This is a genomic window from Larkinella soli, assembly GCF_003703975.1.
Taxonomy (GTDB): domain Bacteria; phylum Bacteroidota; class Bacteroidia; order Cytophagales; family Spirosomataceae; genus Larkinella; species Larkinella soli.
In genome coordinates this window covers 34,862-60,606 of sequence record NZ_QTJY01000029.1, presented here as the reverse complement: position 1 = coordinate 60,606, position 25,745 = coordinate 34,862, and the positions used below count along the sequence as shown (strand labels likewise).

24 protein-coding genes and 1 tRNA gene are annotated in these 25,745 nt (G+C 57.1%); 16 read left to right on the top strand and 9 right to left on the bottom strand.

The features are described from left to right. Positions 1-3,436: putative Ig domain-containing protein (locus tag DX909_RS28140; RefSeq protein ID WP_164851439.1), on the bottom strand; the 3,436-nt coding region annotated here is incomplete at its 3' end. A 677-nt stretch (positions 3,437-4,113) separates the two neighbouring features. Further along, positions 4,114-5,223, bottom strand: a complete 1,110-nt coding sequence (locus tag DX909_RS28135) for a glycosyltransferase family 4 protein (protein WP_128548593.1) — start codon at positions 5,221-5,223, stop codon at positions 4,114-4,116. A 242-nt stretch (positions 5,224-5,465) separates the two neighbouring features. Here DX909_RS28135 and DX909_RS28130 point away from each other — a divergent pair, with 242 nt between their 5' ends. The 13 genes from DX909_RS28130 to DX909_RS28070 all read left to right on the top strand — a co-directional run bounded on the left by DX909_RS28130 (position 5,466) and on the right by DX909_RS28070 (position 18,186). Next, entirely contained in the window at positions 5,466-6,533 is a 1,068-nt protein-coding gene (locus tag DX909_RS28130; protein WP_128548592.1) for a ferredoxin--NADP reductase, read from the top strand. Then, positions 6,533-8,269, top strand: a complete 1,737-nt coding sequence (locus DX909_RS28125) for a M3 family oligoendopeptidase (RefSeq protein WP_128548591.1) — start codon at positions 6,533-6,535, stop codon at positions 8,267-8,269. The genes DX909_RS28130 and DX909_RS28125 overlap by 1 nt, the downstream gene beginning before the upstream one ends. A gap of 70 nt (positions 8,270-8,339) precedes the next feature. Further along, entirely contained in the window at positions 8,340-8,588 is a 249-nt protein-coding gene (locus tag DX909_RS28120; protein ID WP_128548590.1) for a hypothetical protein, read from the top strand. Between the two features lie 157 nt (positions 8,589-8,745). Beyond that, the gene (locus DX909_RS28115) at positions 8,746-9,486 is read left to right on the top strand and encodes a glycosyltransferase family 2 protein (protein ID WP_128548589.1); all 741 of its coding nucleotides are present in this window, start codon (positions 8,746-8,748) and stop codon (positions 9,484-9,486) included. A 233-nt stretch (positions 9,487-9,719) separates the two neighbouring features. Further along, complete coding sequence (locus DX909_RS28110) at positions 9,720-10,793, top strand: NAD-dependent epimerase/dehydratase family protein (RefSeq protein WP_128548588.1); 1,074 nt, start codon at positions 9,720-9,722, stop codon at positions 10,791-10,793. A gap of 48 nt (positions 10,794-10,841) precedes the next feature. After that, positions 10,842-11,711 (top strand): class I SAM-dependent methyltransferase, encoded by an 870-nt coding sequence (locus tag DX909_RS28105; protein WP_229311233.1) that lies wholly within the window; start codon positions 10,842-10,844, stop codon positions 11,709-11,711. A gap of 33 nt (positions 11,712-11,744) precedes the next feature. Then, positions 11,745-12,683 (top strand): hypothetical protein, encoded by a 939-nt coding sequence (locus DX909_RS28100; protein WP_128548586.1) that lies wholly within the window; start codon positions 11,745-11,747, stop codon positions 12,681-12,683. 98 nt (positions 12,684-12,781) lie between these two features. Beyond that, positions 12,782-13,606, top strand: a complete 825-nt coding sequence (locus DX909_RS28095) for a phytanoyl-CoA dioxygenase family protein (RefSeq protein WP_128548585.1) — start codon at positions 12,782-12,784, stop codon at positions 13,604-13,606. A 57-nt stretch (positions 13,607-13,663) separates the two neighbouring features. Further along, positions 13,664-14,638, top strand: coding sequence for a glycosyltransferase family 2 protein (locus DX909_RS28090; protein WP_128548584.1), 975 nt, complete (start codon positions 13,664-13,666; stop codon positions 14,636-14,638). A 70-nt stretch (positions 14,639-14,708) separates the two neighbouring features. Next, entirely contained in the window at positions 14,709-15,509 is an 801-nt protein-coding gene (locus DX909_RS28085) for a TauD/TfdA family dioxygenase (protein WP_128548583.1), read from the top strand. A 79-nt stretch (positions 15,510-15,588) separates the two neighbouring features. After that, positions 15,589-16,560: an aldo/keto reductase gene (locus tag DX909_RS28080; protein WP_128548582.1), complete on the top strand. Its 972-nt coding sequence runs from the start codon at positions 15,589-15,591 to the stop codon at positions 16,558-16,560. 3 nt (positions 16,561-16,563) lie between these two features. Next, positions 16,564-17,397 carry a glycosyltransferase gene (locus tag DX909_RS28075; protein WP_128548581.1) on the top strand — a complete coding sequence of 278 codons (834 nt, stop codon included), beginning with the start codon at positions 16,564-16,566 and terminating at the stop codon, positions 17,395-17,397. Positions 17,398-17,421: 24 nt separating this feature from the next. Continuing rightward, positions 17,422-18,186 carry a glycosyltransferase family 2 protein gene (locus tag DX909_RS28070; protein WP_128548580.1) on the top strand — a complete coding sequence of 255 codons (765 nt, stop codon included), beginning with the start codon at positions 17,422-17,424 and terminating at the stop codon, positions 18,184-18,186. 125 nt (positions 18,187-18,311) lie between these two features. On the opposite strand, the gene DX909_RS28065 is transcribed toward DX909_RS28070, so the two are convergent. Continuing rightward, positions 18,312-18,746, bottom strand: a complete 435-nt coding sequence (locus DX909_RS28065; RefSeq protein ID WP_128548579.1) for a hypothetical protein — start codon at positions 18,744-18,746, stop codon at positions 18,312-18,314. Positions 18,747-18,811: 65 nt separating this feature from the next. Here DX909_RS28065 and DX909_RS28060 point away from each other — a divergent pair, with 65 nt between their 5' ends. Together DX909_RS28060 and DX909_RS28055 are read left to right on the top strand one after the other, a co-directional pair. Next, positions 18,812-19,783, top strand: coding sequence for a YheT family hydrolase (locus DX909_RS28060; protein WP_128548578.1), 972 nt, complete (start codon positions 18,812-18,814; stop codon positions 19,781-19,783). 56 nt (positions 19,784-19,839) lie between these two features. Next, entirely contained in the window at positions 19,840-20,796 is a 957-nt protein-coding gene (locus tag DX909_RS28055; protein ID WP_128548577.1) for a D-2-hydroxyacid dehydrogenase, read from the top strand. 10 nt (positions 20,797-20,806) lie between these two features. On the opposite strand, the gene DX909_RS28050 is transcribed toward DX909_RS28055, so the two are convergent. The 3 genes from DX909_RS28050 to DX909_RS28040 form a co-directional block, all read right to left on the bottom strand. After that, a complete protein-coding gene (locus tag DX909_RS28050) occupies positions 20,807-21,685 on the bottom strand; it encodes a MerR family transcriptional regulator (protein WP_128548576.1) in 879 nt (292 codons plus the stop codon). Positions 21,686-21,908: 223 nt separating this feature from the next. Further along, positions 21,909-22,571: a carotenoid biosynthesis protein gene (locus DX909_RS28045; protein WP_128548575.1), complete on the bottom strand. Its 663-nt coding sequence runs from the start codon at positions 22,569-22,571 to the stop codon at positions 21,909-21,911. A 37-nt stretch (positions 22,572-22,608) separates the two neighbouring features. Continuing rightward, entirely contained in the window at positions 22,609-23,085 is a 477-nt protein-coding gene (locus tag DX909_RS28040; protein WP_128548574.1) for a helix-turn-helix domain-containing protein, read from the bottom strand. Between the two features lie 205 nt (positions 23,086-23,290). Between DX909_RS28040 and DX909_RS28035 the strand changes: the two genes are divergently transcribed. Beyond that, positions 23,291-24,235: a toprim domain-containing protein gene (locus tag DX909_RS28035; protein WP_128548573.1), complete on the top strand. Its 945-nt coding sequence runs from the start codon at positions 23,291-23,293 to the stop codon at positions 24,233-24,235. A gap of 156 nt (positions 24,236-24,391) precedes the next feature. On the opposite strand, the gene DX909_RS28030 is transcribed toward DX909_RS28035, so the two are convergent. From DX909_RS28030 to DX909_RS28020, 3 genes are all read right to left on the bottom strand, one after another. After that, positions 24,392-24,467 (bottom strand) — tRNA-His (locus DX909_RS28030). A 125-nt stretch (positions 24,468-24,592) separates the two neighbouring features. Continuing rightward, entirely contained in the window at positions 24,593-25,207 is a 615-nt protein-coding gene (locus DX909_RS28025) for a superoxide dismutase (protein ID WP_128548572.1), read from the bottom strand. A 65-nt stretch (positions 25,208-25,272) separates the two neighbouring features. Continuing rightward, entirely contained in the window at positions 25,273-25,710 is a 438-nt protein-coding gene (locus tag DX909_RS28020) for a nucleoside deaminase (protein ID WP_128548571.1), read from the bottom strand. Between the last annotated feature and the right edge of the window lie 35 nt (positions 25,711-25,745).

Sequence of the window (25,745 nt, the reverse complement as noted above, 5' to 3'; positions counted from 1 at the left end):
AAGTACTGCCCTGCACTCTGGCCCAGATGGTGATCGTCTGGTTGTTCTTGAGGTTATCCGGCACCGGAGCGGCAAAGCCGTGGATCCCGTTGCCTTTCCCGGCTGCGCGCAGGTCCGGGCGGTTGATGTCGGCCAGGATGCTGCCTACGACCGTCGCCGACTGCGGGGAGGTGCCGGCCAAAAACTCGACTACAATCGGGGTGTTGGGTTGATTCTGGTCCCATACCCAACCACCGAACGAGATGCAGTTGACCGCATCCAGATACCCCTCGAAGTTTCCGGAAACGGAGCCGTCGACGGGTTTGACCGTCAGGTTGAAGACTACCTCGGTGGTGGCCCCCTTATTGTCGGTCACTTTAATGGTCACGACGGAGTTTCCGACGTTTTTGGGCGTACCGGAAATGGTACGCGTGCCCGAATCATAAGAAAGTCCTTCCGGCAGGCCGCTGACCGCCATGGTTACGTCATTACCCAGACTGGGCAGCGTAAAGATATAGATCTGGCCGACAATCGCCGTCTGGTCGGTGATTGTACTGGAACCGGGAACCGTACAGTTCGTGGTATACACCATGCTGACCTGACGGCTACCCTGGCGGGCTCTCAGGGTCAATTGGGCACCTTTCCACTTTGAGAACTCAATGGAAAAGACCGGGTTGCCCGTCCAGTCGGAAATGCCGTCGATGGCGTAGGAGATGGGCGTACCGTCGCCCAGGTTGGTACGGATCGTGAGCCGCCCGTTCTGGCAGTTGAACGCAGGGTCGATCAGTTCGAGGGCCGGCGGTTCGCGGAAAGTCAGAATAAAGTCATCTTTTCCCTGTCCGCCCCGCTCGTCGGTGGCCGTTACATGGACGTTCGTCGCACCGACCCGCGTGGCTTTTCCGGAAATGGTCCGCGTGTTTTTGTCATACGACAGACCCGGCGGCAGGTCGCTCACATCGATACCGGTCAACGGAGCCGATGATTTGAACGTTTCCAGCGGAATGGTAAAGGTAAAATCCATACCGATGAAATAGCTCTGGTCGGCGATGGGCTTTACGACGGAAGGCGGATCATAGCCCTGGCAGGTCGTGGTATAGGTGTATTTTACCTCCCTGCCGCTTTGCCGCGCCGTGATCTCGAAGGTCACCCCGTTGCGTAGCCAGGGATCGATGGTGAAGGTTGCATTGGGCGTCCAGTCGTTGGTGATCCCGACCGCCCTGAATTCGATCGTGGAGCCGTTTCCTCCGCTGGTACGGAACGTGATCCTGCCGGTGCTGCACTCGATGGTCGGTTCGAGCAGGGCCAGTTGCTCCGGTGCCGACGACGGGTTGATGGTGAGCCGGAAATCCGTGGTGACGCTGGCCCCTTTATTGTCGAACGCTTTCACCGTAACGGTGATCTTGCCGGCAGTGGTGGGTGTGCCGGAAATGGTCCGGTTACCGGCATCGAAGTTCATGCCGGCGGGAAGGCTCGATACCTCCAGCGCGTTGATCTGGCCGTCGGGGTCCGAAAAGGTTTCGGCCGGAATAGCAAAGCTGAAGGACTGCCCGACGGTGGCCGTCTGGTCCGGAACGGCTTTGGCCACTACCGGCGGTTTGTTGTCGTCGGCGGCCCGCGTAATGGTCAGTTTGAAGGTGGTCGTGACACTGCTGCCTTTGTCGTCGGTGGCTTTGACGATAATCGTGGAGACCTCCACGTTTTCCGGCGTTCCGCTGATCGAATTGGTGGCCGGAATATAGTTCAGGCCGCCGGGCAGGCCGCCGGCGTTGATGCTCACGATTCTGCCGTCGGGGTCGGAAAAGGTTTCGGCCGGAATCGAATACGTATAGGGTTGACCGACATAGGTGGACCGGTCTGCAATGGCCCGGGCGACCACCGGCGGCTGGTTGTTGTTCTGGCCGGGAACGTTGATCTGGAACTGCGTCGTAACCGGAGAATTCTTGTTGTCGATGGCCCGGACCGTCACGGTGATGGTCCCGGTCGCGTTCGGGGTTCCGGAGATGCTGGTGCCGTTGGCGGAGAGGCCCAGGGCCGGAAGTCCGGAAATAATCTCCACTTTGGTAATCGAGCCGTCGGGGTCCTCGAAGGTGGAAGGCGGGATGGAAAACTCAAACGGGCGGTCAAGGTAGGCCGTCTGGTTCGGAATCGGCTGACTCACGCGCGGGTCCTGGTTCGAGTTGTCTTCGAGCCAGTCTTCGATCAGGTCGATCTGGACGGGCCGGCGGCCATTCTGGGCGTACTGCCGCGACCACTGGTCACTGGCACGGCCGGCGGGGTTGGTGCCGTCGTCCCGGACCATCGTCGACAGTTTGTAGGAGGTGCTGCTGCCGGTCTGCACCTGGGTCACCGGCTGGTTGAGCAGGCCGCGGCCCACCACCTGCTGAATCAGCTGATTCAGGAGCGGCCGGGCGTCGGCACCGCCGAAGTTGGCGAGCGTCACCAGACGCGCCCCGTGAGCGAAGCTTTCCTCGACCTGCTCATAAAACCGCCCGACACTGACCGAGCTGTGAAAAAGGCCGTCCACTTCGTTGCATACCCAGGCGTTGGACCGCAGATTGCTGCGCAGAACGTCCATGGAAAACCGGTGGTTGTAGTCAGGGCTGTCGTTGATTTTAACCCCGTCGGCATTCTGGGCCAGGTTTTTGAACGAGAACGTTCCTCGCAGACCGCTCTGGCGGTCCCAGACGGACCCGTGCTGGTTGACGACCTGAATGGCGCCGTTCACTTCCCGGATCGTACGGGTGGTTTCGTCCAGGAACCGTTTCAGCATCAGATGCCGGAACACGTACCAATCCTGTCCCCAGAGGCCCCGGCTGAACGAGGTCAGCGGGTCCGACTGGTTATAGGGCGGAGGAATGACGGTTTCCCAGCGGCTGAAGTCACTGCCCCAGCGCCGGTTGAGTTCGGCCAGCGAGTACCGTCCCTGAAGCCACTGGCGGAAAGCCTGCTTCATGGGTTCGCTGTAATCGAACGGGATCTGGTAGTTGGAGCCGTCGGAGCGGCCGTTCCGGGGGGAATATTCGGCTTCCTGAATGGGGGAGGCCACCACCGACATGAACAGGAGATTGTCCTGATTCTGAAGATACTGAAAGTGCTGGGCTACTTCCCGGACGAAGCCTTTGGCCATTTCCAGCGTCGGCTGGTGGGCGTAGCTGAACTGGACGGCCCCGGCGAAGTTCATCGGGCTGTTGTCGCCCGCGCGCATCGATTCCTGATCGGACCAGAAGCCGTTGATATTGCCCGGATCGCGGGACACCAGGATGCGGAGCGCCACCTTCATGCCCATGCGCAGAGCGGTATTTACGTGGGAATCGACGACCCGCCAGTTGGGGGCGCTGTTTCGGTTCGGATAAACGCGATCCCAGTGAACGGAGATTTCGGCGGCATTGCATCCCTGTCGGCCGGCATTCTCGATCCGCTCGTCGTCGATGGCGGGATCGGTTTCATAATTGAACACGACGATGGCAAGATACCGCTGGCGCTCCGGAATTTTGGGGGCCGAGGCTGATGACCTGGCCGGTGTCGGGAGATGAGAAGTGGCCGGGCCGGTTTCGCCCCGGGCGGCAGAATATGAAAACAGGAATCCGAAACAAAAAGCAAACCAGACAACAATTGCAGTAAATCCTCTGATCATCTGTGCGATGGTCTAATATGACACTTCTTACGAATGGTAACGGGTACAGTCGTCCCCGGTGCGGAGTCGGCCGGCGATCCGTACCACGGTTTTCTGTATTCCCCTGAAGCAGGCCCCAGTCTGTTAATTCGATGGAGAAAAGTCTCGTCTCGAATGACCGAAGTGCGGGATTGATTAACAGGTAGACCCGATTTGTCTACTAATTTTTGACTTCATATACATGAAAGACAAAAATCATTCCAATATGTGAAACACCCGGAATTGGAAAAGACCCTCAACCCGAAACGACGCGATTGTCTATGACGGAAATGGATGAACCTGGGTTGAGTGACGACTACTAATTAGAGAAAAACGGATTGTCGCTTGCAAAAGGAAAGTAATTCCTATCTATAGCCCTAATGGTTTAGTCGGATAAAAATTGTACAGAAAGATAAATAAATTTTTATTCCAGCGAGTGAAGCGGCTATTTGGACGGGTTTTAAATTTCGTTTTGGTAGATTTCATAGTTGGAGGATGGCACGCTCCCAGTTCTTTGACTGGATAGTCACATCAAATTCTCCGCTTTTCTCCCGAAGTAACTCCGGGTCATACGCAGCGGGGTGGTCCATTACCCGGATCATGGCTTCCCGGAAGGTTTCGGGTGCCGGATAGTCGACCAGTTCGCCCATGCCCGGACGGATAAACTCGCGGGCCCCCCCGGCGTTGGGCGCTACGAGCGGTTTGCCCAGCGAAGCCGCTTCGGTCATGATCTTTCCGAAAGGCTCCTCCCGCGAGGTCATGACGAGCCCGTCCGAGAGGCCCAGATAATTATAGTAGTCGTCGGTCTGCACGTCGACGAAGCTGACGTTCGGCAGGTTCAGCGCCCGGACCTGGCTCTCGACGAGATAATTCAGGCCGGTCGGTTTCGAGTTGCCCATCCAGATGAAGTGGCACGGCCGGTCGGCCAGCGCCTGCGCGATGAACGGAAACAGGTCGATGCCTTTCCGGTAAATCCGGGTGCCGACCATCGTCCAGACGAAGGCATCGGGCGCGATGTTCAGCGACCTCCGCAGTTCGGCCACCCGCCCGGCCGACACCTGGTTCCGGCTCAGGTCGACCACCGGATACAGCAGGGCCGTCCGTTTAGCTTCCATGACGGCGGCCAGGTCGCAGATCTGCTGCGTCACGCCGATCACCAGCTCCGAATACCGCATGGCGTGCGCCATCTCGTCGTAGGAGATGGATTCGAAGGAGGAGTGCAGCTCGTGAATGTGGGAGATGACTTTGACGCCCATCTGCTCGGCCAGCCGCGACATCGGGAACATCAGCACCGTGTTCAGATACCAGTAGTCGGCCCGAACCTTCTCCTGAATCTTGCGAATATTGTTTTCGTAGACGCTGACGCCGAGCGCGTTGGCGAATTTGGCGTAATATTTTTCGGCCTGCCCGCGATGAAAAGGCGAGGTGAACCACGGAATGTCGCCCGGTAATTCGCGAATCAGGGGGCCGGTCTGGTCGCTGTACAAAGCCGCCTGCAGGCGGCTCCGGTCGAACTTCTGAAGGTACGTCCACAAAACCACCTCGGAACCCGTAAAGGAGCCGTACGGGGTAAAAAACAGGATTTTTTTCATCAACGAAAATCAACTTCTCCCGCTAATATCCGCCTAAATAGGAAAAAACCGTAGTGCCTTCGGAAATTTGTGGGGAAGAAAAGCAAACCGCAAACATCGACAGTTTGTTACAGAACCAGATTGGCGATTCGGTACTATATTGCAGGCCGGTCGGGCGGTTGCCGTCCCGAGACGCGGTCGAAACCACCGTTTACCAGCCGCCGAAACCAAATAAGCGGTAGTCGCTCCGGCGATTCTGAATTATGGCAAATCGTTATTTTCTGAAAGTAAAAGAGGTAATCCGGGAAACGCCCGACGCCGTCAGCATCCACTTCTGGCACCCACTCAACGAAGTCGTTCGTTATCAGCCCGGCCAATACCTGACCTTTATCTTACCCTTCGCAGGACAGAAGGTACGCCGGTCGTACTCGATGTCCAGTTCTCCCCATACGGATGTGTCGCTGGCCGTCACCGTGAAGCGGTTGCCGGGCGGAGCCGTTTCCAACTACCTGTGCGACACCGTCAAACCCGGCGACAGCCTCGAAACGCTCGAACCGCTGGGTACCTTCGTGCCGAAACTCGATCCGGGTCTGCCCCGACGGCGCATCCTGATCGGCGCCGGCAGCGGGATTACGCCCCTGATTTCGATGATTAAGTCAATCCTGCACGTCGAACCCCGCAGCAGTCTCTGGCTGCTGTACGGCAACCGGAACACCGGTTCGATCATTTTCCGGAAGGAGCTGGAACGGCTGGAACAGCAGGCGGGCGGTCGGCTGAAGGTTACCCATATTCTGAGCCAGCCGGAAACAGGCTGGACCGGGCCGACGGGGCGGCTTAACCAGTCGTCGATGCTGAAACTGCTGGAAGTGCTGCCGATCGACGAAATCCGGCGCACCGAATTTTATATCTGCGGCCCCGAGGGGCTGATGGACGAAGCCCGCCGGGCCCTGCAGCTGCTGGGCGTTCCGTCCGGCCAGGTACACAAGGAAAGCTTTGCCACGACCCCGCACGAAGCCCACGGCGAGGTGATCGAGGAAGAATCGACCCGCCAGTCTTCGAACCAGGAGGTGACGGTATTATATGAAGGCAGCGAATACAAATTCGCCGTCGAACCGCACCAGACCATTCTGGAAGCCGCTCTGGAACTGGACATCGACCTGCCGTATTCGTGCCAGGCCGGAATGTGTACCGCCTGCATGGGGCGCTGCACCTCCGGAAAGGTGAAACTCGATGAGGAAGACGGCCTGTCGGAATCCGAACTGAAAGCCGGGTATGTGCTGACCTGCGTCGCCCACCCGCTGACCAACGATGTCGTCATTGAAATAGAATAATGGAACAGACCCTGACCCTCCCTACCCGCCCCGGCCGGCCGTTCATCGGCGAATCGTTCGACCTCAAAACCTGGGACGATGCCAAACCGCTGTACGACAACCTGCTGAACCGGCCCATCCACAACGCGGACGAACTGCGTCGCTGGCTGGCCGACCGCAGCGAGCTGGAATCCTACCTCTCGGAAAACTTTGCGTGGCGGTATATCCGGATGACCTGCAATACCTCCGACGAGGAACTGATCAACCGGCTGAACTTCTTCATCACCGAAATCCAGCCGCCGATGGCCGTCTACGGCAATGAGCTGGACAAGAAGGCCGTCGAAAGCCCCTGGCTCGGCGAACTCCGGGACCCGGGCTTCGGCATCACCGTCCGGGGCATGAAAAAAGGCATCGAGATCTTCCGGGAAGAGAACATCCCGCTCCAGACGGAAATGCAGACCGAGGAGCGGAAGTACGGCGCCATCGCCGGGGCCATGACGGTCGAGATCCGGGGCGAGGAGATGACCCTCCAGCGGGCGTCGGACCTGCTTCAGAACACCGACCGGGCCGTGCGGGAAGATGCCTGGCGGAAAATCCAGGACCGGCGCTACCGGGATAAGGACCAGCTGGATGCGCTGTACAGCCACCTGCGCGACCTGCGCCACCGGATCGCGGTCAATGCCGGTTTCGCCAATTTCCGGGATTACGCCTTTGCGGCTCTCGGCCGATTCGATTACACGCCCGAAGACTGTTTCAATTTTCACGCGTCGGTGTCGAAAGCCGTGGTACCGCTGCTCGACCGGCTGGCGGAGGAGCGGAAGGAAAAACTGGGCGTCGACCCGCTGCGGCCCTGGGATACGAAGGTGGACCCCGACGGCCGGGCGGCCCTGAAGCCGTTCCAGTCCGGCACCGAACTGCTCGACAAAACCATCGACTGCTTCACCCGGCTCGACCCTTTCCTGGGCGAGTGCCTCCGGATCATGAAGGCCATGGGCCACGTCGACCTGGAGTCGCGGAAGGGCAAGGCCCCGGGCGGATACAACTACCCGCTGGAGGAAATCGGGGTGCCGTTCATTTTCATGAATGCGACGTCGAGCCTGCGCGACCTCGTGACGATGGTGCATGAGGGCGGCCATGCCGTGCATTCGTTCCTGACCCGCGACCTGCCGCTGAAATCGTTCCGGAATCCGCCGATGGAAGTGGCCGAACTGGCGTCGATGTCGATGGAACTGCTGTCGATGGACTACTGGGACTCGTTCTTCGAGAATCCCGACGACCTGAAGCGGGCCAAAATCCAGCACCTCGAATCGATCGTCGAGACGCTGCCCTGGGTAGCGACCATCGACAAGTTCCAGCACTGGGTGTATGAAAACGCGACGCATACCGTGGACGAGCGCCGGCAGACCTGGGTCCGCATTTATGAGGAGTTTACGGACCGGGTCACGAGCTGGGAAGGGCTGGACCGCTACGAGGAGTACCTCTGGCAGAAACAGCTGCACCTTTACGAAGTGCCGTTCTATTACATCGAATACGGGATCGCCCAGCTCGGAGCCATCGGCATCTGGATGAATTTCCGGCAGGACCGGCAGAAAGGGTTACAGGGCTATTTCAACGCTCTGAAACTCGGCTACATGGCCCCGATCACGGACATTTACCGGGCCGCCGACGTGCCTTTCGATTTCTCGCAGGAGAACATCGGCCGGCTGATCCGGTTCGTGTGGGAGGAAATCGAGTCGCTGAAAAACGGCGGCCGGTGATGTCGAAAGTATTTTTGGCGAATTAGCCGGTGCAATATATTTTTGTGGGGAATTTTCGTAAACCGACTGTATGAAAGGGCTTTTGTCTAAAGGAATATTAGTGCTGGCAGTTGCATCCCTGTCTTCCTGCGATTACCAGAGATACAATACGATCCGCCAGCGGGATTACCGTGAAGGCGACAAGTACGTTTACGGACCGGGTCTGGATTCACCGGCCGTGCAGTCGAATTACAAGTATACGGCCCGCCCGGAACTGGACCAGCGCACGGCGAAAATCCGTCAGAAGCTGTTTGGTCAGGGGAACGTTCAGGGCAACTGATCGGCCCGTATTCTTCTTCACTTTCCGGTAGCCCTGCCTTCGAAAAGACTGCAAGGCTACTTTTTTTTTATCCAGTTCCCAATCGATGTGACGGGGATATTCTTCCGGCGTCTACATGATACGGTTATCCGCCGGACTTCTTCTTCAAGCTGGCCCTATGTACAATGGAAAGAAGGTCGTTGTGGTGCTGCCCGCCTACCGGGCAGCCCTGACCCTCGAACGAACCTACCGGGAAATCCCCTTTGATCTGGTGGACGACGTCATTCTGGTCGACGACGCCAGTCCCGACAATACCGTGGCGGAAGCCCAGCGGCTGGGCATCGTCCATATCATCCGTCATGAAAAGAACAAGGGCTACGGCGGAAATCAGAAATCCTGCTACCGGAAGGCCCTCGAACTCCAGGCCGACGTCGTGGTGATGCTGCACCCGGATTATCAGTACACGCCTAAACTGATCGGGGCCATGGTCAGCCTGATCGGCCAGGGGCTGTATCCGGTCGTGTTCGGTTCCCGGATTCTGGGCAAAGGAGCGCTGAAAGGCGGGATGCCTCTCTACAAATACATCGCCAACCGGTTTCTGACGCTGACGCAGAACATTCTGATGAACCAGAAGCTGTCCGAATACCATACCGGCTACCGCGCCTTCTCGGGCGAAGTGCTTCGAAGTCTGGACTTTACGCACAACTCGGACGATTTTATTTTCGACAACGAGATGATCGCCCAGATTTTCAACAAGGGGTTTGAAATTGGTGAAGTGACCTGCCCTACCAAGTATTTCGAGGAAGCTTCCTCGATCAATTTCCGGCGCAGCAGCATCTACGGGCTGGGCGTTCTGAAAGTATCACTTCTCTACCGTCTGCACCGCTGGGGAATCGTCCGATGGCGGCTGCTGAAATAACTCTCCCCCTTCGGTGGAGAAAACCGAATTCGGAGAGTTTTATTAGATTTGTGAAACGGCATCCGGCTTTTTAGTTAATGGAAAGGTGTTTGTCCAAATTCCGTATAACTTTGCGCTTCAGTGTCCAGATTCTCAACCGCTAAAAAGCGTGATGCATTGCCCGGACACCCTTACCCGTATCTTAATTTGATCCATACTCAAGATTTGTATTTTTCTTGTAAACAGCTGTCATTATGAATATTGCCTTAGTTACGGGTTCCGCCGGTCTGATCGGCAGTGAATCGGTGGCCTTCTTCGCCGATAAGTTCGATGTCGTCGTGGGCATCGACAACAACCTGCGTCAGTACTTCTTCGGCACCGACGGCTCGACCGACTGGAACCGCAACCGCCTTCAGGAGACTTTTCCTAATTACGAACACCACACCGCCGATATCCGTAAAGTTGAAGAACTCGAAGCGGTTTTTCGCCAGTACGGCACCGACATCAAACTCATCGTGCACACGGCCGCTCAGCCGAGCCACGACTGGGCCGCCCGCGAGCCCTTCACCGACTTTGCCGTCAACGCGACCGGTACGCTGAACATGCTGGAGATGACCCGGCAGCACTGCCCCGAGGCCGTCTTCATCTTCACCTCTACCAATAAAGTCTACGGCGACAACCCGAACTTCCTGCCGCTGGTCGAGACGGAAACCCGCTGGGAAATCGACCGGAACCACCCGTATTTCACCAACGGCATCGACGAGTTCATGAGCATCGACCATACCAAGCACTCGCTGTTCGGCGCTTCCAAAGTGGCGGCCGACGTGCTGGTGCAGGAGTACGGCCGGTACTTCGGCATGAAAACCGGCGTGTTCCGGGGGGGCTGCCTGACCGGCCCGAACCACTCGGGGGCGCAGCTGCACGGCTTTCTGTCGTATCTGATGAAGTGCGCCATTACGGGCAATCACTATACCATTTTCGGCTACAAGGGTAAACAGGTTCGGGATAACATCCACAGCTATGACCTGGTGAATATGTTCTGGCATTTCTACCAGAACCCGCGGGCGGGCGAAGTATACAATGCCGGCGGGGGCCGTCATGCCAACTGCTCGATGCTGGAAGCCATCACCCTTTGCGAAGAAATCTCCGGCAACAAGATGAGTTTCAGCTACTCGGAAACCAACCGCATCGGCGACCACATCTGGTATATCTCCGACCTGTCGAAGTTCAAAAGCCACTACCCCGACTGGAACTGGACCTATGATCTGAAGCAGACGCTGGTGCAGATGCACGACAGCATGGCCAAACGCCTTAGCCAGACCGCCTGACTTTTAGCTCCTTTTGCGTCCGAACACAGAATGACACCTCAAGAATTTATGCTTTCACTGGTTGATCCGAAAGACCGGACACCTCTTACGCTTTCCGACGATCAGAAAACCCTGACAAGCCAGGGCGGAACTACCTACGAAGTGCTGGAAGGCGGCATCATCAACGCCCTGTATCCGAAGGAACTGCTGGCCGAAGACGCCCGCGAACAGTATCTGTACGATCAGGCGGCCGCTTCGCAGCGCTACGACCGGGGCGTTTCGTGGGTGTTCGAAACCCTCGACCACTCCGACGAAGCCGCCACCCGCCGGTTCATGATCGGCCTGCTGGAACTCAAACCGGGGATGACGGTGCTGGAAGTCGGCGCCGGAACCGGCAAGGACTCCGCCCTCATCATCGACCAGGTCACGCCCGGCGGTACGGCCGTTCTTTCCGATCTTTCGCCCAATATGCTGCGGCTGGCGACGGAGAAACTTCAGTCCAAGTCGGTCGACATTCACTTTCTGCTGGCCAACGGCTCCTACCTGCCTTTTGCCGACGGCGCATTCGACGCCCTGTTCCACTTCGGCGGCATCAACACCTTCTCGGAGCGCAAACAGGCGTTCGAGGAGATGACGCGCGTCGTCAAGCCGGGCGGAAAGGTCGTGATCGGGGATGAAAGCATCGCTCCCTGGCTGCGGAACCGGCCCTCATATGCCACGCTGCGGAAAGCCAATCCCCTGTTCCGGGCCGAAGTGCCGCTGGAAGACGTTCCGGCCAATGCGCTGAATTTCAAGCTGCATTATATTTTCGGCAACGCTTTCTACGTCATGGAGTATACCGTTGGCGAAAAAGCGCCGGAAGTTGATATTGATTTGCCGATGCCCGGCAAGGATTTTGTAGATAACTGGCGGGCCCGCGCCGAAAAAGCAGCTCAATAACCGGCGGCACAGTACCGATTGCCCACTACACGAATGGCCTGGATCAAGAAAGGAGTCATCTATAAACCGGACGGTACGCTGGCCCACAGCCGGACGCACGCACAGGTACCGTTCGCCTATAAACATCCCGATTTTCTCCGCATTTATTTTTCATCGCGGGACGATAAGGTGCAGTCGCGGCCGACGTTCATCGACGTCGATTACGACGACCCGACCAACATTCTGAACATTCACCACCGCTCCGTCCTCGAACTGGGCGGCCCGGGCGAATACGACGAAACCGGCGCCATGCCGGCCTGGTTCGTCGACATGCCCAACGGAGACATCTGGCTGTATTACACCGGCTGGAACCGGACCTGGAACTCCTACCGCCTGTCCGTCGGGCTGTCGGTCAGTACGGACGGGGGCCTGACGTTCAAAAAGATGTTCCGCGGTCCGGTGATGGATCGGAACATCAAGAACCCGATCTGGGCCGGGCAGCCGTCCGTGATCCGCGAAGACGACGGCACCTGGCGGATGTGGTACATCTCCGGGCATAAGTGCGAATACATTCACGGCTATCCCGAACCGTTCTACCGTTGCCAGTCCGCCGTCTCGAAAGACGGGATCAACTGGGAGATCAGCGATATTCCGACGCTCGATTTCGACGATTTCCTGCACGCCGTCGGCCGGCCGAGTGTGTTCAAACAAAACGGGATCTACAAAATGTATTATTCCTATCGCCACACCCGCGACTACCGGACTGACCGAAATCAGGCCTACCGGCTGGGTTACGCCGAGTCCGCGGACGGGGTGAACTGGGAAAGAAAAGATCATCTGGTAGGTATCCAAATGTCCGATAATCCTGATGATTTTGATTACCTTATGATCGGATATGCACACTACTATGAACATAAGGGCAAGAAATATTTGTTGTATAACGGAAACGGTTTCGGTGCGTCGGGTTTCGGATATGCCGTTTGGGAAGACTGATCCACGTCATGTTGCGATTGCCGGCGAAGCACGTTCTTTGTGCTGTCAATTCTGACAGATCAACGCTATCTCATCCGAACCACTAAACTACAATCGCAATGTTATCGGCTGAACAAATCGAACAATACAAGAAAGACGGGTATCTCCTGCTGAAGAATACCCTTAACAAGGAAACCGTTGAAGCGATCTACCGCGAAGCCCGCGAAATCTTCGCCATCCAGATCAACCATGTGCTGGGCCGCAGCGTGGACGTTGAAAACCGGGACGAGTTCGAGCAGGCCATGTTCGAATTTTTTGAAAAGGATTTCAACGCCTTCGTCAGCACCGGCAAAACCGTCCAGCATACCGTTCTGCTGCACAAACTCGGCGTCAGCGACGAAATCCTGAATCTGGTGAAAGGGGTCGGCATCGAAAAACCCGTGATTGCCGTTCGCCCGGCCATGCAGTTCAACAGCCGCTTCCTGTCCAAAGACGGCAGCACCCACTGGAAACTCGGCGCTCACCAGGACTGGCGGACCGGCCAGGGTTCGCTCGACAGCGTGGTAGTCTGGTTCCCGATGGTTCCGGCCGGGGAGGAAATCGGCGCCCTGCAGGTCATTCCCGGCAGCCATACAGCGGGCCTGATGCAGGCCAACACCACCGGTTATTCGGGTTATATTACTGACAATCTGAAAGATGAAGATTTCATCCAGACCGAATATGAGGTCGGTGACGTGCTGATTTTCTCGGCCTTCCTGGTTCACCGTTCCGGTAACAACGTCAGCCGCAACATTCGCTGGTCCGTTCAGCTTCGTTACAACAATCTGACCGAGCCGACCTTCATCGAGCGCGGTTTTCCGATGCCTTATATATATAAGCCCCAGGAAGAACTGGTTACGCCGGACTTCCCGTCGGCCAGTCAGATCAAAGAGGTTTACGCATAAGACGGTTTTCCGGAGCGGCCGGCTTGTCCGGCCCGCTCTTTTGAGAGCCAGCCGGCAATGAAAGTCAGCGTTTGCATCATCACTTATAACCAGGTCAATTTCATCGGGGAGGCCATCGAGAGCGTTGTCAGTCAGAAAACGAACTTTCCGTTCGAAATTCTGATCGGCGACGATTTTTCGAAAGACGGTACCCGTGAGCTGATCACCGATTACGCCAACCGGTACCCGGATCTGATCCGGCCCGTGCTGCATCCCCACAATATGGGGCAGAACGGGCTGTTCAATACCCTGGCTACCTACCGGCTGGCCAAAGGGGAATTCATTGCCGCCATGGACGGCGACGACTACTGGACCGATCCGCTCAAACTACAGAAACAGGTCGATTTTCTACAGGCCCATCCCGATTTTTCCACCTGCTTTCACAATGCCCTCATTACCTGGGAAGACGGCTCGCCCTCACAGGAGCTGAACCCCCCCGATCAGAAGGCGGTCTGTACGATCGAGGACCTGATCGGCGAGGATGAAATCTGGTTCATGGCGACTTCGAGCGTGATGTTCCGCAACGTGATCAAAGAATACCCCGATTGGTTCAAGAAGTCGATGAGTGGGGATATTCCGCGTTACGTGCTGCTGGCGAAGTACGGCAAAATCGGTTACCTGCCGGATGTCATGTCCGTCTACCGCAAAAACCGCAACGGCTCCAGCTTCGCCGACCGTGAAGACGACGCCCGTTTCCTGAAGAACCGGATCGAGATGTACAAGGGCATCAATCAGGAACTGAACTACCAGTTCGACCCCTTGCTGAAAAAGAATATAGCCCGATATTACAAGAAGATGCTGCACAGCCAGCAATACCGCAACTCCTATTATCCGAAGAACCTGATGGCGCTGAAATACCTTCGTCTGGGCTCGCCCGGCCGGCAGGAAACCCGCGAGATCCTCCGTGATCATGTGGTGCCGCCGGTACTTGGACGGGTCTACAGCGCCCTGGCGATCGGGATCTACCGATTAAGAAAAAGTTTAAACCCATAATGCTAGTTTTAGTATTTTTGAAATTGATTGTGAGGTATTTAATAGTCATTCAAATAACTTAGCTACGACGATGAACTACTTTCAGCGAGTTACTTACACGACGCCTGAAGAAACTATTCAGAACGTAAAAGAAGCCGTTTTATCCAGTAAACTGGTTCACCTGGCAGACTTCCCCTCCAATACGCCGGTCGACCAGGTTCATGAATTTTACAGCCAACTGTCCGAAACCATCGGCCGCATCCACGCTGCCGACGAGGACATCGCCACGGGTAAAGCGACCGGTAACCGCTGGATCGACATCACTTTCGACCCCAACATCCCCGACCGGTATCGTTCGAGCAATACCCGCCAGCCGATGCACACCGACGACTCCTATGTCGAACTGAACGGAGAGGAAGCCGTCAACTTTTTCTATTGTGCCTCCCAGGCCAAAATCGGCGGGGCCACCACGTTTTTCGACTTACCCGCGCTGGTCGAATGCATGAAGCTCGACGGCGAAGAAAATCTGCTGGAAGAACTGTTGTCGACGGAAGTCGTCTTCTCGAAAGGCGGTAGCCGCAAGGTCCGCAAGATTCTGGATGAGGATGAAGACGGCTATCTGGCCAACTGGAACTACTACTGCATCGACCGCAAGGAAAACTCGGCGGAAGTGCTCGCCCTGTGCGAACGTTTCCACCAGTTCCTGGAGTTGCGGATCGTGCAGTCCGGCGTGGTAGACGGTCTGCAACTGAAAAAAGGCGAAGCCGCCTTCTTCCATGATGACCGCGTTCTGCACGGCCGTCACGCCTTTTTTGCCGAGTACCCCGGTCAGCGCAGCCTGATCAAAGGCAAAATCATTCTTAATCCGGCTCATACTGTCGCTTTGGCCTGATGCGAAGTCGGTCGCTCGTATGATATTTCATTGAAGGCTTCTTTCCTGTGGGAAAGAAGCCTTTCGTATTTTTGCCCTGATGAATACAACCCAATACGCGCCCGAGCCCCGCATCGGCTTCGGTACCTGGCAGTTTGGCGGCCCGAATGTGGTCAACGGCCGGCCTACGGGCTGGGGGGCCGTCGATGAGCAGGAGACCGTCCGGGCGATCCATTCCGCCCTCGACCACGGAATCCGCTTTTTCGATACCGCCGACAGTTACGGCCAGGGCCAGTCGGAAATCCTGCTCGGAAAAGCGCTTCGCGGGCGTACGGGCGAGGAGGTCACCGTCTGCACCAAATTCGGCAACGTCTTGAACGCCGGGGGCGTACCGGGCCAGGATTTCGGGCCGGATTACCTCCCGAAGGCGGTCGAGAACAGCCTGCGCCGGTTGCAGCGCGACACCCTCGACATTCTCCTGCTGCACAGCCCGCCCGACGCCTTCGACTGGTCCGCTTACGATCCGGAGCCGTTTGAAAGGCTGATTCGGGAAGGAAAGATCAAAAGTTATGGTGTCAGTTCGAAAAGCGTATATGGAGCCCGTCAGGTGATGGAGGCCGGATTCGGTTCGGCGCTGGAAATCCTGTATAATGCCCTCGACCGCCGGGCCGAGGATGTCCTGTGGTCGCAGCCCCAGGCCGCCCGGTATCGGTTCATCGCCCGGGTGCCGCTGGCATCCGGTTTCCTGAATCCGAACTACCTCACGCAGGACCCGGTTTTTCCGGAAGATCAATACCGCCATTATCTGCCTGACCGGGACCGACAGTGGCTGCTGGCCGGCGCCCGCAAGCTGGCGTTTCTCGATGCGTTGCCGGGCGGGATCACCACTTCGGCCCTGCGCTTCTGCCTGTCCAGCCCCCAGGTTTCGGTGGTCATTCCCGGAATGCGGAACGAAGCCCAGGTGAGGGCCAACCGCCGGGCGGAAACACTCGGACCGCTATCCCCCGTACAGATCGCAGCCATCCGGGAAGCCGTCCCCGACGTGCCGGAACACTGGAAACCCAAAGCCTGAGCCATGGAAACGACCTGTAAAGTAAGCGTTTGCGTTCCGACGTTCAACCATGAGCGGTACATCGCTCAGACCCTCGACGGCGCCCTGAGCCAGCAGACCACCTTCCCGTTTGAGATTGTGATCGGTGACGACGGCTCGACGGACGGAGCCCCGGCCCTGATCCGCCGGTATGCCGACCGGCACCCTGACCGCATCCGGGCGTTTCTGCACCCTCACAACCTTGGGCCGCAGGAGCCCCGGGAGTTTGCCGGTCGCCACAACGTGCTGAAGCTGCTGAAAGACTGCCGGGGGGAGTACGTGGCTCTCTGCGAAGGCGACGATTACTGGACCGACCCGCTGAAACTACAGAAACAGGTCGATTTCATGGACAGCCACCCCGACTATTCCATTTGTCACCACAACCTGCGGGTCATCTATGAAGACGGTTCGCCGGAGCATTCGTTCAACCCGCCGGACCAGAAAGCCGACAGTACGATTGAAGACGTGCTGGCCGACCGCTGGTTCATCGGCACCGCCAGTACGCTGTACCGCAATATGTTCAGGGAGCAGGACTTTGCCGACTGGCACCACCGGGCCGCGGCCGGTGACTGGGCGATGGTAATCCAGCTGGCGGCACAGGGAAAAATTCATTATATTGACGAGATCATGGGCGTATACCGCAAACACCGGGGCGGCCTGAGCAATGTGCATTCGAACCAGAACCTGTTTTTTCTGAAAAACCGGAAGGAGATGTTTGAGAATGTAAACCGCTGGCTGGAATATCGGTACGACCGAACACTTCGCGCGACGATCGCGCGTTATGAAGAACAGCTTACTTCCTTAACAAACAGACCATAATCAGAACACCATTTACCCTTGTCGATGAAACTGAGTGTAGTTATACCCGCTTACAATGAACAGGACTCTCTGCCGGAAACCCTGAGGACTCTGTATCAGACTCTGTCCAAATACGGTATTCCCCACGAAATCTGCGTCACGAACGATAACTCGAAAGACCGGACGCTGGAGGTGCTGGATCAGCTCTCCCTCGAAATCCCGACGCTGGTATACTACACCAACCTCGGCCCTAACGGTTTCGGCTATGCCGTGCGCTACGGCCTGGAACGCTTCAAGGGCGACTGCGTGGCGGTATTTATGGCCGATATGTCGGACGATCCGGAAGATCTGGTCAAGTTTTATCAGAAGATGGTGGAAACCGACGTCGACTGCGTGTTCGGGAGCCGCTGGAACAAGGGCGGCCGGGTGGTCGATTACCCTGCCCTGAAGAAATACATCAACCGCGTCGCCAACTTCATCGTGCGGATGGTCATGGGCATCCGGTACAACGACACGACCAACGCCTTCAAACTCTACAAACGTGAAACCATCGAAGGGCTGAAGCCTTTTCTGTCGCCCCACTTCAATCTGACGATCGAACTGCCGCTGAAAGCCATGGTGCGCGGCTATACCTATGCCGTTGTGCCCAACAGCTGGACGAACCGGAAATACGGGGAATCCAAACTGAAAATCAAGGAGATGGGCAGCCGCTACTTCTTCATCCTGATGTACTGCCTCATCGAAAAATACTTCTCCCGCGGAGACTTCCGCAAGAAATCCACCGGTAAGCCGGTGACGGTCAGCCGGTGAGGGAAGGGGGTTGGGGAGTTGAAAGGGTTTAAGGGTTGAGGAGTTGAGTTGGGGAGGTAGGGCGGCCGGCTTCGCTTTCCCAAATCCTTAACTCTTAAATTCCCCAACCCCTCAATTCTTAAACTTCACTTGAACACTCCCGGAATCTGGTAGACGAGCAGCGTGAAGACAATGCCCCAGCTTAGGGCGCTTAAGAGCATGTAGACGAAAATCTGCGGGCGGTGGACTTTGAAAGACAGCGCCAGGATGGTACCGCCGATGGGCGTCAGGATGAGGGGCGTCAGCAGGGCGATGCCGAAGATGCCGGCCCGCTTCCAGACCTTGACCGCCAGCCGGGTCCGGCGCGTGAACCGCCGGGGCTTCGATTTGCGGAAACGCCCGACGACGGCCCGGAAAGCCGTGCCGGCATACGTCACCGTAATCACGCTCAGCATCATGCCCAGCACCGTACAGAGCCAGGTTTCGACCCAGTTCAGACCCAGGGCCGCCCCCGACAGCGGGCCGCCGATGAACTTCAGCGTGCTGGCCAGTAAAACCGAGAGGTACTTCGCAATCTGCATGACGGGAACTAACCTTTGTAAAATCCGTTAAAATTAACAGCTTATCGACTAAATAGTTACCTGGCATGCAGGTTATCCGACACTCCTCCTACCCGGGAGCACCCCGTTATCTCATCAACGGACATATGCAGACGATCGTACCGAGCCTGTTCCGGAAAATCGGCGGCTTTGCCTATGAGCGGGAGCGACTGACATTATCCGACGGAGACTTTGTCGACCTGGACTGGCTCGACCGGAAAAGCGAGCGGCTGGTGGTGATCACTCACGGTCTGGAAGGCGATTCGAACCGGCATTACGTCCGCGGAACCGCCAAGCTCTTTGCCCGGAACGGCTGGGCGGTGCTGGCCTGGAACTGCCGGTCGTGCAGCGGGGAGATGAACCGCGCCTTCCGGCTCTACAATCACGGCGAAATCGGAGATCTGGACGAAGTAATCAGGCACGCGCTGCGGACCCGTCCGTATCGGGAAGTGGCCCTGATCGGGTTCAGCATGGGCGGCAACATCACGCTGAAATATTTAGGTGTGCATGGGATAGGAGTGCCGGACGTGATCAGGAGCGCCGTCGCCGTCTCTTCGCCGACCGACCTGGAATCCAGCGCCCGGCTGCTCGACCTGCCCTCGAACCGGTTTTATCGGGATCGGTTCATGAAGAAGCTGGTGCTGAAGATTCAGCGGAAATCCGACCTGTTTCCGGGCCGACTCGATATGACCCGGCTGCGGGAAGTTCGTTTCTGGCGGGATTTCGACGAGCTCTTCTCCGCGCCGGTCAACGGCTATCGCGACGCCGACGATTTTTACACCCAGGCGTCGGCCGTCAATTTCATGCCCGGCATCGCCATACCGACCCTGGTCCTCAACGCCCAGAACGATCCGATTCTGTCGCCCGAATGCTCTCCCCGCCAGCTGGCCGAAAGCCATCCGCTGATCTATCTGGAGACACCGCGCACCGGCGGTCATGTCGGTTTTGCCCTTAGAAACGACGAATTTTCGTGGGCCGAACGCCGGGCACTGGAATTTATCGGCGGTTTGGCGGCCTGAGCGTTTGGGCCGTTCGCGCTTCTCCGTATTTTCGCCGGCAACAATACCGCCCGGCCATGAACATCGTCTATCTGGACGCCTACACCCTGAATCCCGGCGACCTCGACTGGTCGCCCATCACCGCACTCGGTCACGTTACCCTTTTTGACCGCAGCGCCCCGGAACAGGTTTCTGAACGCCTTCAGGACGCCGACCTCGCCCTGGTCAACAAAATCCGGTTTGATCGCACCCTGCTGGAACGGCTGCCCCGGCTGAAATACATCGGTGTCACGGCCACCGGCTACGACATCATCGACGTGCGGGCCGCCCGGGAGCGGGGCATCACGGTCACCAACGTCAAAGGCTACGGCACCGATTCGGTGGCGCAGCTGACCATCGCCCTGCTCCTTGAACTGACTCAGCAGGTGGGGCTGCACGCCGAAAGCGTCCGGGCCGGAGACTGGAGCCGGACCCCCGATTTCTGTTACTGGAAAACCCCGCTGGTCGAGTTGGCCGGGAAAACGCTGGGCCTTGTCGGCTTCGGCGACATCGGCGCGCGCGTGGCCGCCGTCGGGCAGGCGCTGGGCATGAAGATGCTGGTCAACCGGCGGCATACCGGCCAGGAGCCGCCCGCCGGCATCCGGTATGTGGACCTGCCGGCACTCTTTGCGGAAAGCGACGTGGTTTCGCTCCATTGCCCCGTGACGGACGAAAACCGCGGCTTTGTGAACCGCGACCTGCTCGGCCGCATGAAACCGACGGCTTACCTGATCAATACGAGCCGGGGGGCGCTGATCCATGAAGCCGATCTGGCCGATGCGCTGAATGCCGGCCGGATCGCCGGGGCCGGGCTGGATGTGCTTTCGGTCGAACCGCCGACCGCCGGAAATCCGCTGTTTTCGGCCCGTAACTGCCTCATCACGCCCCATCTGGCCTGGGCGACGGCCGAGGCTCGCGGGCGGCTGCTGCAACAGTCGGCCGAAAATATAAGGGCCTTCCTGGAGGGAAGGCCCGTGAATGTAGTCAATCCGTAGACGGTGTCGGTTACTGGTTGGCGATCCGGATCAGGTCCTCGACGTTATTGACGACCGTGCCGTTGGCGGGCATGTTGATGTCCTGTCCGACGATCTGGTAGCCGGTCAGCAGCAGGTGCGAATCCGGGAAGGCCCGCGCCAGTTTATCGACGTACGGCTGCACCTCGTTGTTACTCGGTACGGACGTAATGGCCGTAAAGATATAATCGGGCCGGTGGACGTTGCAGGCAAACGCCAGTTCCGTGAAGGGCAGGCTCTGCCCCAGGTAAATCACCTTGTTGTGCCGCGCCCGGATGATGTAGTTAGCAAAAAGCAGGCTGATTTCATGCAGTTCCCCCTCGGGCAGATAGAGCAGGTATTTCCGGGCGTTCGAACGCTGCTTGCTGACCTGGCCGTCGATGGCGACGATGATTTTCTGCCGGATCAGGTTCGACATGAAATGCTCCTGAGCCGGGCCGATGGAGCCGGTGACCCACAGCGTTCCGATGCGGCTCAGGAACGGATAGATGATATAAATCATCGTGTTCTCGAAGCCGAACTGGAGAATGTTGGTGCTGATGATCTTCTCGAACCGGTCTTCGTCGAGGTCGATCATCGAGATGGTCAGGGCATGAATCTGGTCGGGATAGTTCAGTTTGCGGTCGGAGATGCTGACGACTTCGTGCGCCATCTCTTCGCCCGACATTTTCGAAATTTCGGAGATTTTATAGCCGTGATCTTTTAACAGGGAAATGTTCAGTACCAGTTTCAGATCCTGGTCATCGTAAGTACGGATGTTGGTATCCGTCCGTTTCGGCGAGATGATGTTGTAACGTTGCTCCCAGATTCGCAGCGTGTGTGCCTTGATTCCGGAAAGCTGTTCTAAATCTTTAATTGAGTAATTACTCATGGGAATTGTACAAATTACAGGTGTCCCGGGATGCATGTAGTGGAAATGAAGCGACGTATAAACGTTGCCATGTACTATTTTGGCAGAATCAGGCGCTGACGAAGAGCCAACAATATACCAAAGTTTAGCGATACGGCGCAACGGTAACTTCAAGGAAATTGTAATATCCGGGTACGCCGTAATCCCTTATGGTTAAGTATAACTACATAAATCGCCAAAATGTTTATTCTGCGGTCAGGAAGAAGGCCAGATTACTGGCGATGAAAAAGAGAAACTGAAGCAGCAGCAGCGGACGGGCCAGCGGATTTTCCTTCCGAAACGGAAGGCCGTACCAGATGGCCAGAATCACCAGCGAGACGATCCACCAGCCGAGATAATTCCGCAGCGGAATGTCGGCGCCGAACCAGGTCCAGAAGTCGAGCCGGATCGCCACCGGTTCGATCAGGATGTCGAGCAGCACCATCAGCGAAGCCGCCAGGATGGTTTTCAGGTAGACCGGCAGGGCCGGCCGGTCGCAGATCACCCCACAGCAATACGACAGCATAAGCCAGTTGACACCGATGATCAGCGGCACATCCCAGAGGCCCCAGCCGAGCGTCGGGCCGTAGGCGTAATCACCGAACACATAGCCGGTCTGGACGCCCAGCACCTCGATCAGAAAGCCGAGCGTGAACGCCAGTCCGCAGTAGAACAGAAAGGAGGGCCGCCAGTCGGAATGGAACAGCAGCAGCAGCGCGAGTGAGGCCAGCAGGTTGAACGGCACCAGCTGCCGGAACAGCGGGGCGCTGGAAGCCACCTGCAGGCCCACCACCCCGGCGAGGTAGGCCAGCGTCAGCACGATCACGACCGGACGATAAAAACGGGCAGGCAGTACACCGTCGGGCATAGGGCAGAGTCGGTAAAAGCGGTTCGGGTAACGTAAATCAGGACTTCTGGGTCAGGCGCAGCAGCACTTCGATCATCTGCGACTTCTCCTGAATCAGTTGGTCTTTCTCGGCAAGCCGTTCTTCGAGTAATTTGTTCAGATTTTTCTGGCTTTTCAGGTCTTTTTCCAGATTCGCAATTCTGGTTTCAAAAGGCAACAATGTCTCACGCTGCAATGGTTCAAGCTGATTTACCTGTTGCGTAAGCCGTTCAACCTCTTTCTCTAACGCATGAATTTTGGCAATAAGAACAGACTTTTCTTCCTCCAGTAAAGGCTCTCCCCAATACAAAAGCTGAACGGTGGTCATTCCAAACAGGTCAGCAATAACTTCAAGACGATCGACGGAAATAGCGGTATCGCCCTTTTCCATCCTTGAATAACTCGCCTGCGTAATGCCAAGCCGGTCGGCTACCACATCCTGAGTCAGACTTTTCTCCGTCCGGATTTTGCGAATGTTCTCGTAAAGATTTGTCACGGTCCAAAATTAGACCAATCATAAAATACATAAAAAAGCGATATCGTATGTTTGTATACATAAAGCGTATAGAATTTATATGCATATTTGCTATATTTGAAGCATGAATAGGTTGGAGTTTACTTGAGAAAGCGGCTTTTACCCCCAGCCGCCGGTGCGGCTGGGGGTAAAGTGAAAAGTACGTTCATATCTATTCACCTAACCAATGGAAAAGCAGATGCTAAATCGAAGCGTTGAACCGACCTACTTTGCAAAGCGCATGGCTGAGTTGGGCGTCACGGACGAGGTCAATACCGTCGAAGTAGACCTTGCCTGCCTCGGTCGGCCGGGAACGAAGCGGATGCCGCTGTTCTGGGAAAGCGCCGACGGCGGTATCAATATCCGGTATGTCGGTCTCAACGGTCTGCATACCTACCGCAAGGGCAAACGCATCAAACAGTACGTCCGAACCCGCCTGCACCCCGACCGGGTCGTCCGAAACCGCAAATACCGCTCGCCCGCCAACGTGCCTAAGCCGGTATTCATCCCACCCCCGGTACGGGACGCCTATCACCGCCGGGAAAAGCACCCGACGCTGGTGGTGACCGAGGGTGAGTTCAAGGCTATGAAAGCCGCCCTGCACGGTCTGTTCTGCATCGGCATCCCCGGCGTCTACCACTACGCCGAAACCACCCCCGACGGCCCCGCCCTGAACCGTGAAATTGCCGCCGTCATCCGGGCCTGCGGGGTCGACAACGTGGTTTTTCTTACCGACTCCGACTGTTTCGATGTCATCGCCCAGCCCGGCCGGGACCTGTTCTGGCGCCCCTACAGCTTCTGCCAGGCGATTCATCGCTTCCGGGAGTTGTGCCGGCCATTTCCGGTGGAAGTCCATTTCGCCCACATCCGGCCTGAAACCGGCTGCAAGGGGCTGGACGATCTATATGGGCGGGAAACCGGCCGCGAGGAAAAGATCACCCGTTTCCTGGCCGATTTGGAAAGGAATGAATTCTTTGTTTTCAGGTGGGGCCAGCAGTTGGAATTCAGCCGGTTGGTAGGATATTTTTCAATTGACGCGGTTCTGATGGGACCACCCCAACCCCTCCTTACCAAGGAGGGGTTTTCGTCTGCCACTGGTAAAGTTCCTCGAAGCCACCCCCTGCTGTTTTAGGAAAGGTCGGGGGTGGTCAGGTCGCGTAGCGACCTGATGTCTGTAGCCAGACCAGCCGGCTTTGCACTCCCGGATCGGCTCTCCCTTCAGGGGGCTAGGGTGTGGTCAACGTCGTCCAAAAACAAAAAGCCCTCAGGACATTTATCCTGAGGGCTTGGGAGAAAGACGGGTCTCGAACCCGCGACCTCCAGAACCACAATCTGGCGCTCTAACCGACTGAGCTACATTCTCCGTTTCGGGACTGCAAAAATAAGAAGGGAATTCAGAAAAACGAACAATGAACACCAATTTTTTAGCCAAACCATGCCCGGCCCGGCCCTCGGTATTCATTGTTCGCCGGCTATGACCCGGGGCGGTTTAGGCGCCTTTGGCCTGCTGGAATTTCTGGTCGGCCGCGTTCCAGTCGACCACGTTCCACCAGGCGCCGATGTAATCCGGTCGTTTATTCTGGTATTTCAGGTAATAGGCGTGCTCCCACACGTCGAGGCCGATGATCGGCGTTCCTTTCTGCTCGGCCACGTCCATCAGCGGGTTGTCCTGGTTCGGGGTCGAGGTAACGGCCAGTTCGCCGTCTTCCTTCACGATCAGCCACGCCCAGCCCGACCCGAAGCGGGTGGTGGCGGCTTTCGTAAACTCTTCCTTGAAGGCATCGAAGGAACCGAACTTCTGATTAATGGCTTCCGCCAGTTGGCCCGTAGGCTGTCCACCGCCGTTGGGCGACATCAGGCCCCAGAAAAACGTATGATTCCAGTGGCCCCCTCCGTTGTTCCGAACGGCCACCGGAAGCTTGCTGACGCCGGCCAGCAGTTCCTCGATCGACTTACCCTCCAGTTCCGTCCCGGTGACGGCGTTGTTGAGGTTGGTCACATACGTATTGTGGTGGCGACCATGGTGGATTTCCATCGTCTGCTGGTCGATGTTCGGTTCCAGCGCGTTGCTCGGATAAGGCAGGGGAGCGAGTTCAAATGCCATTGTGTGAAATGTTAAGGTGAGACATCCAGATTTCGTTGTCACACGCCTAACAGCGACTTTTTAATTTATGTTCGTAAGCCCTTAAAAAACTTACTCAGCAAAGTGGCGCTTTCTTCGGCCAGCACGCCGGTCGTCAGGCGGGTTTTCGGATGCAGCAGCGAGGGCTGTACGGCCGAATAACCCCGCTTCGGATCGGCCGCTCCGATCACGACCCGGCCCATCTGCGCCCAGAACAGCGCCCCCGCACACATCACACAGGGCTCCAGCGTCACATACAGCGTGCAGTCGGGAAGATATTTCGAGCCCAGCGCCTGCCCGGCGGCCGTCACGGCCAGCAGTTCGGCGTGGGCGGTCACGTCGTTCAGCCGCTCGGTCTGGTTGTAGCCCTTGGCGATGACCCGGTTTCGGCAGACCACCACCGCCCCGACCGGAATCTCGCCCTCTTCGAACGCATATTCCGCCTGGATCAGGGCCATTTCCATGAAATACTCGTCGGTGAACATGGTCTGAAAAATGGACCCCCAACGTCCTTTCGAAC

Coding starts and splice junctions, on each gene's coding strand:
- DX909_RS28025 (WP_128548572.1), bottom strand. CDS start 25,207: ATGGCATTTGAACTCGCTCCCCTGCCTTATCCGAGCAACGCGCTGGAA.
- DX909_RS28130 (WP_128548592.1), top strand. CDS start 5,466: ATGGCAAATCGTTATTTTCTGAAAGTAAAAGAGGTAATCCGGGAAACG.
- DX909_RS28045 (WP_128548575.1), bottom strand. CDS start 22,571: ATGCCCGACGGTGTACTGCCTGCCCGTTTTTATCGTCCGGTCGTGATC.
- DX909_RS28050 (WP_128548576.1), bottom strand. CDS start 21,685: ATGAGTAATTACTCAATTAAAGATTTAGAACAGCTTTCCGGAATCAAG.
- DX909_RS28115 (WP_128548589.1), top strand. CDS start 8,746: ATGTACAATGGAAAGAAGGTCGTTGTGGTGCTGCCCGCCTACCGGGCA.
- DX909_RS28125 (WP_128548591.1), top strand. CDS start 6,533: ATGGAACAGACCCTGACCCTCCCTACCCGCCCCGGCCGGCCGTTCATC.
- DX909_RS28135 (WP_128548593.1), bottom strand. CDS start 5,223: ATGAAAAAAATCCTGTTTTTTACCCCGTACGGCTCCTTTACGGGTTCC.
- DX909_RS28020 (WP_128548571.1), bottom strand. CDS start 25,710: ATGTTCACCGACGAGTATTTCATGGAAATGGCCCTGATCCAGGCGGAA.
- DX909_RS28075 (WP_128548581.1), top strand. CDS start 16,564: ATGGAAACGACCTGTAAAGTAAGCGTTTGCGTTCCGACGTTCAACCAT.
- DX909_RS28085 (WP_128548583.1), top strand. CDS start 14,709: ATGAACTACTTTCAGCGAGTTACTTACACGACGCCTGAAGAAACTATT.
- DX909_RS28110 (WP_128548588.1), top strand. CDS start 9,720: ATGAATATTGCCTTAGTTACGGGTTCCGCCGGTCTGATCGGCAGTGAA.
- DX909_RS28055 (WP_128548577.1), top strand. CDS start 19,840: ATGAACATCGTCTATCTGGACGCCTACACCCTGAATCCCGGCGACCTC.
- DX909_RS28065 (WP_128548579.1), bottom strand. CDS start 18,746: ATGCAGATTGCGAAGTACCTCTCGGTTTTACTGGCCAGCACGCTGAAG.
- DX909_RS28100 (WP_128548586.1), top strand. CDS start 11,745: ATGGCCTGGATCAAGAAAGGAGTCATCTATAAACCGGACGGTACGCTG.
- DX909_RS28070 (WP_128548580.1), top strand. CDS start 17,422: ATGAAACTGAGTGTAGTTATACCCGCTTACAATGAACAGGACTCTCTG.
- DX909_RS28060 (WP_128548578.1), top strand. CDS start 18,812: ATGCAGGTTATCCGACACTCCTCCTACCCGGGAGCACCCCGTTATCTC.
- DX909_RS28120 (WP_128548590.1), top strand. CDS start 8,340: ATGAAAGGGCTTTTGTCTAAAGGAATATTAGTGCTGGCAGTTGCATCC.
- DX909_RS28080 (WP_128548582.1), top strand. CDS start 15,589: ATGAATACAACCCAATACGCGCCCGAGCCCCGCATCGGCTTCGGTACC.
- DX909_RS28090 (WP_128548584.1), top strand. CDS start 13,664: ATGAAAGTCAGCGTTTGCATCATCACTTATAACCAGGTCAATTTCATC.
- DX909_RS28095 (WP_128548585.1), top strand. CDS start 12,782: ATGTTATCGGCTGAACAAATCGAACAATACAAGAAAGACGGGTATCTC.
- DX909_RS28035 (WP_128548573.1), top strand. CDS start 23,291: ATGGAAAAGCAGATGCTAAATCGAAGCGTTGAACCGACCTACTTTGCA.
- DX909_RS28105 (WP_229311233.1), top strand. CDS start 10,842: ATGCTTTCACTGGTTGATCCGAAAGACCGGACACCTCTTACGCTTTCC.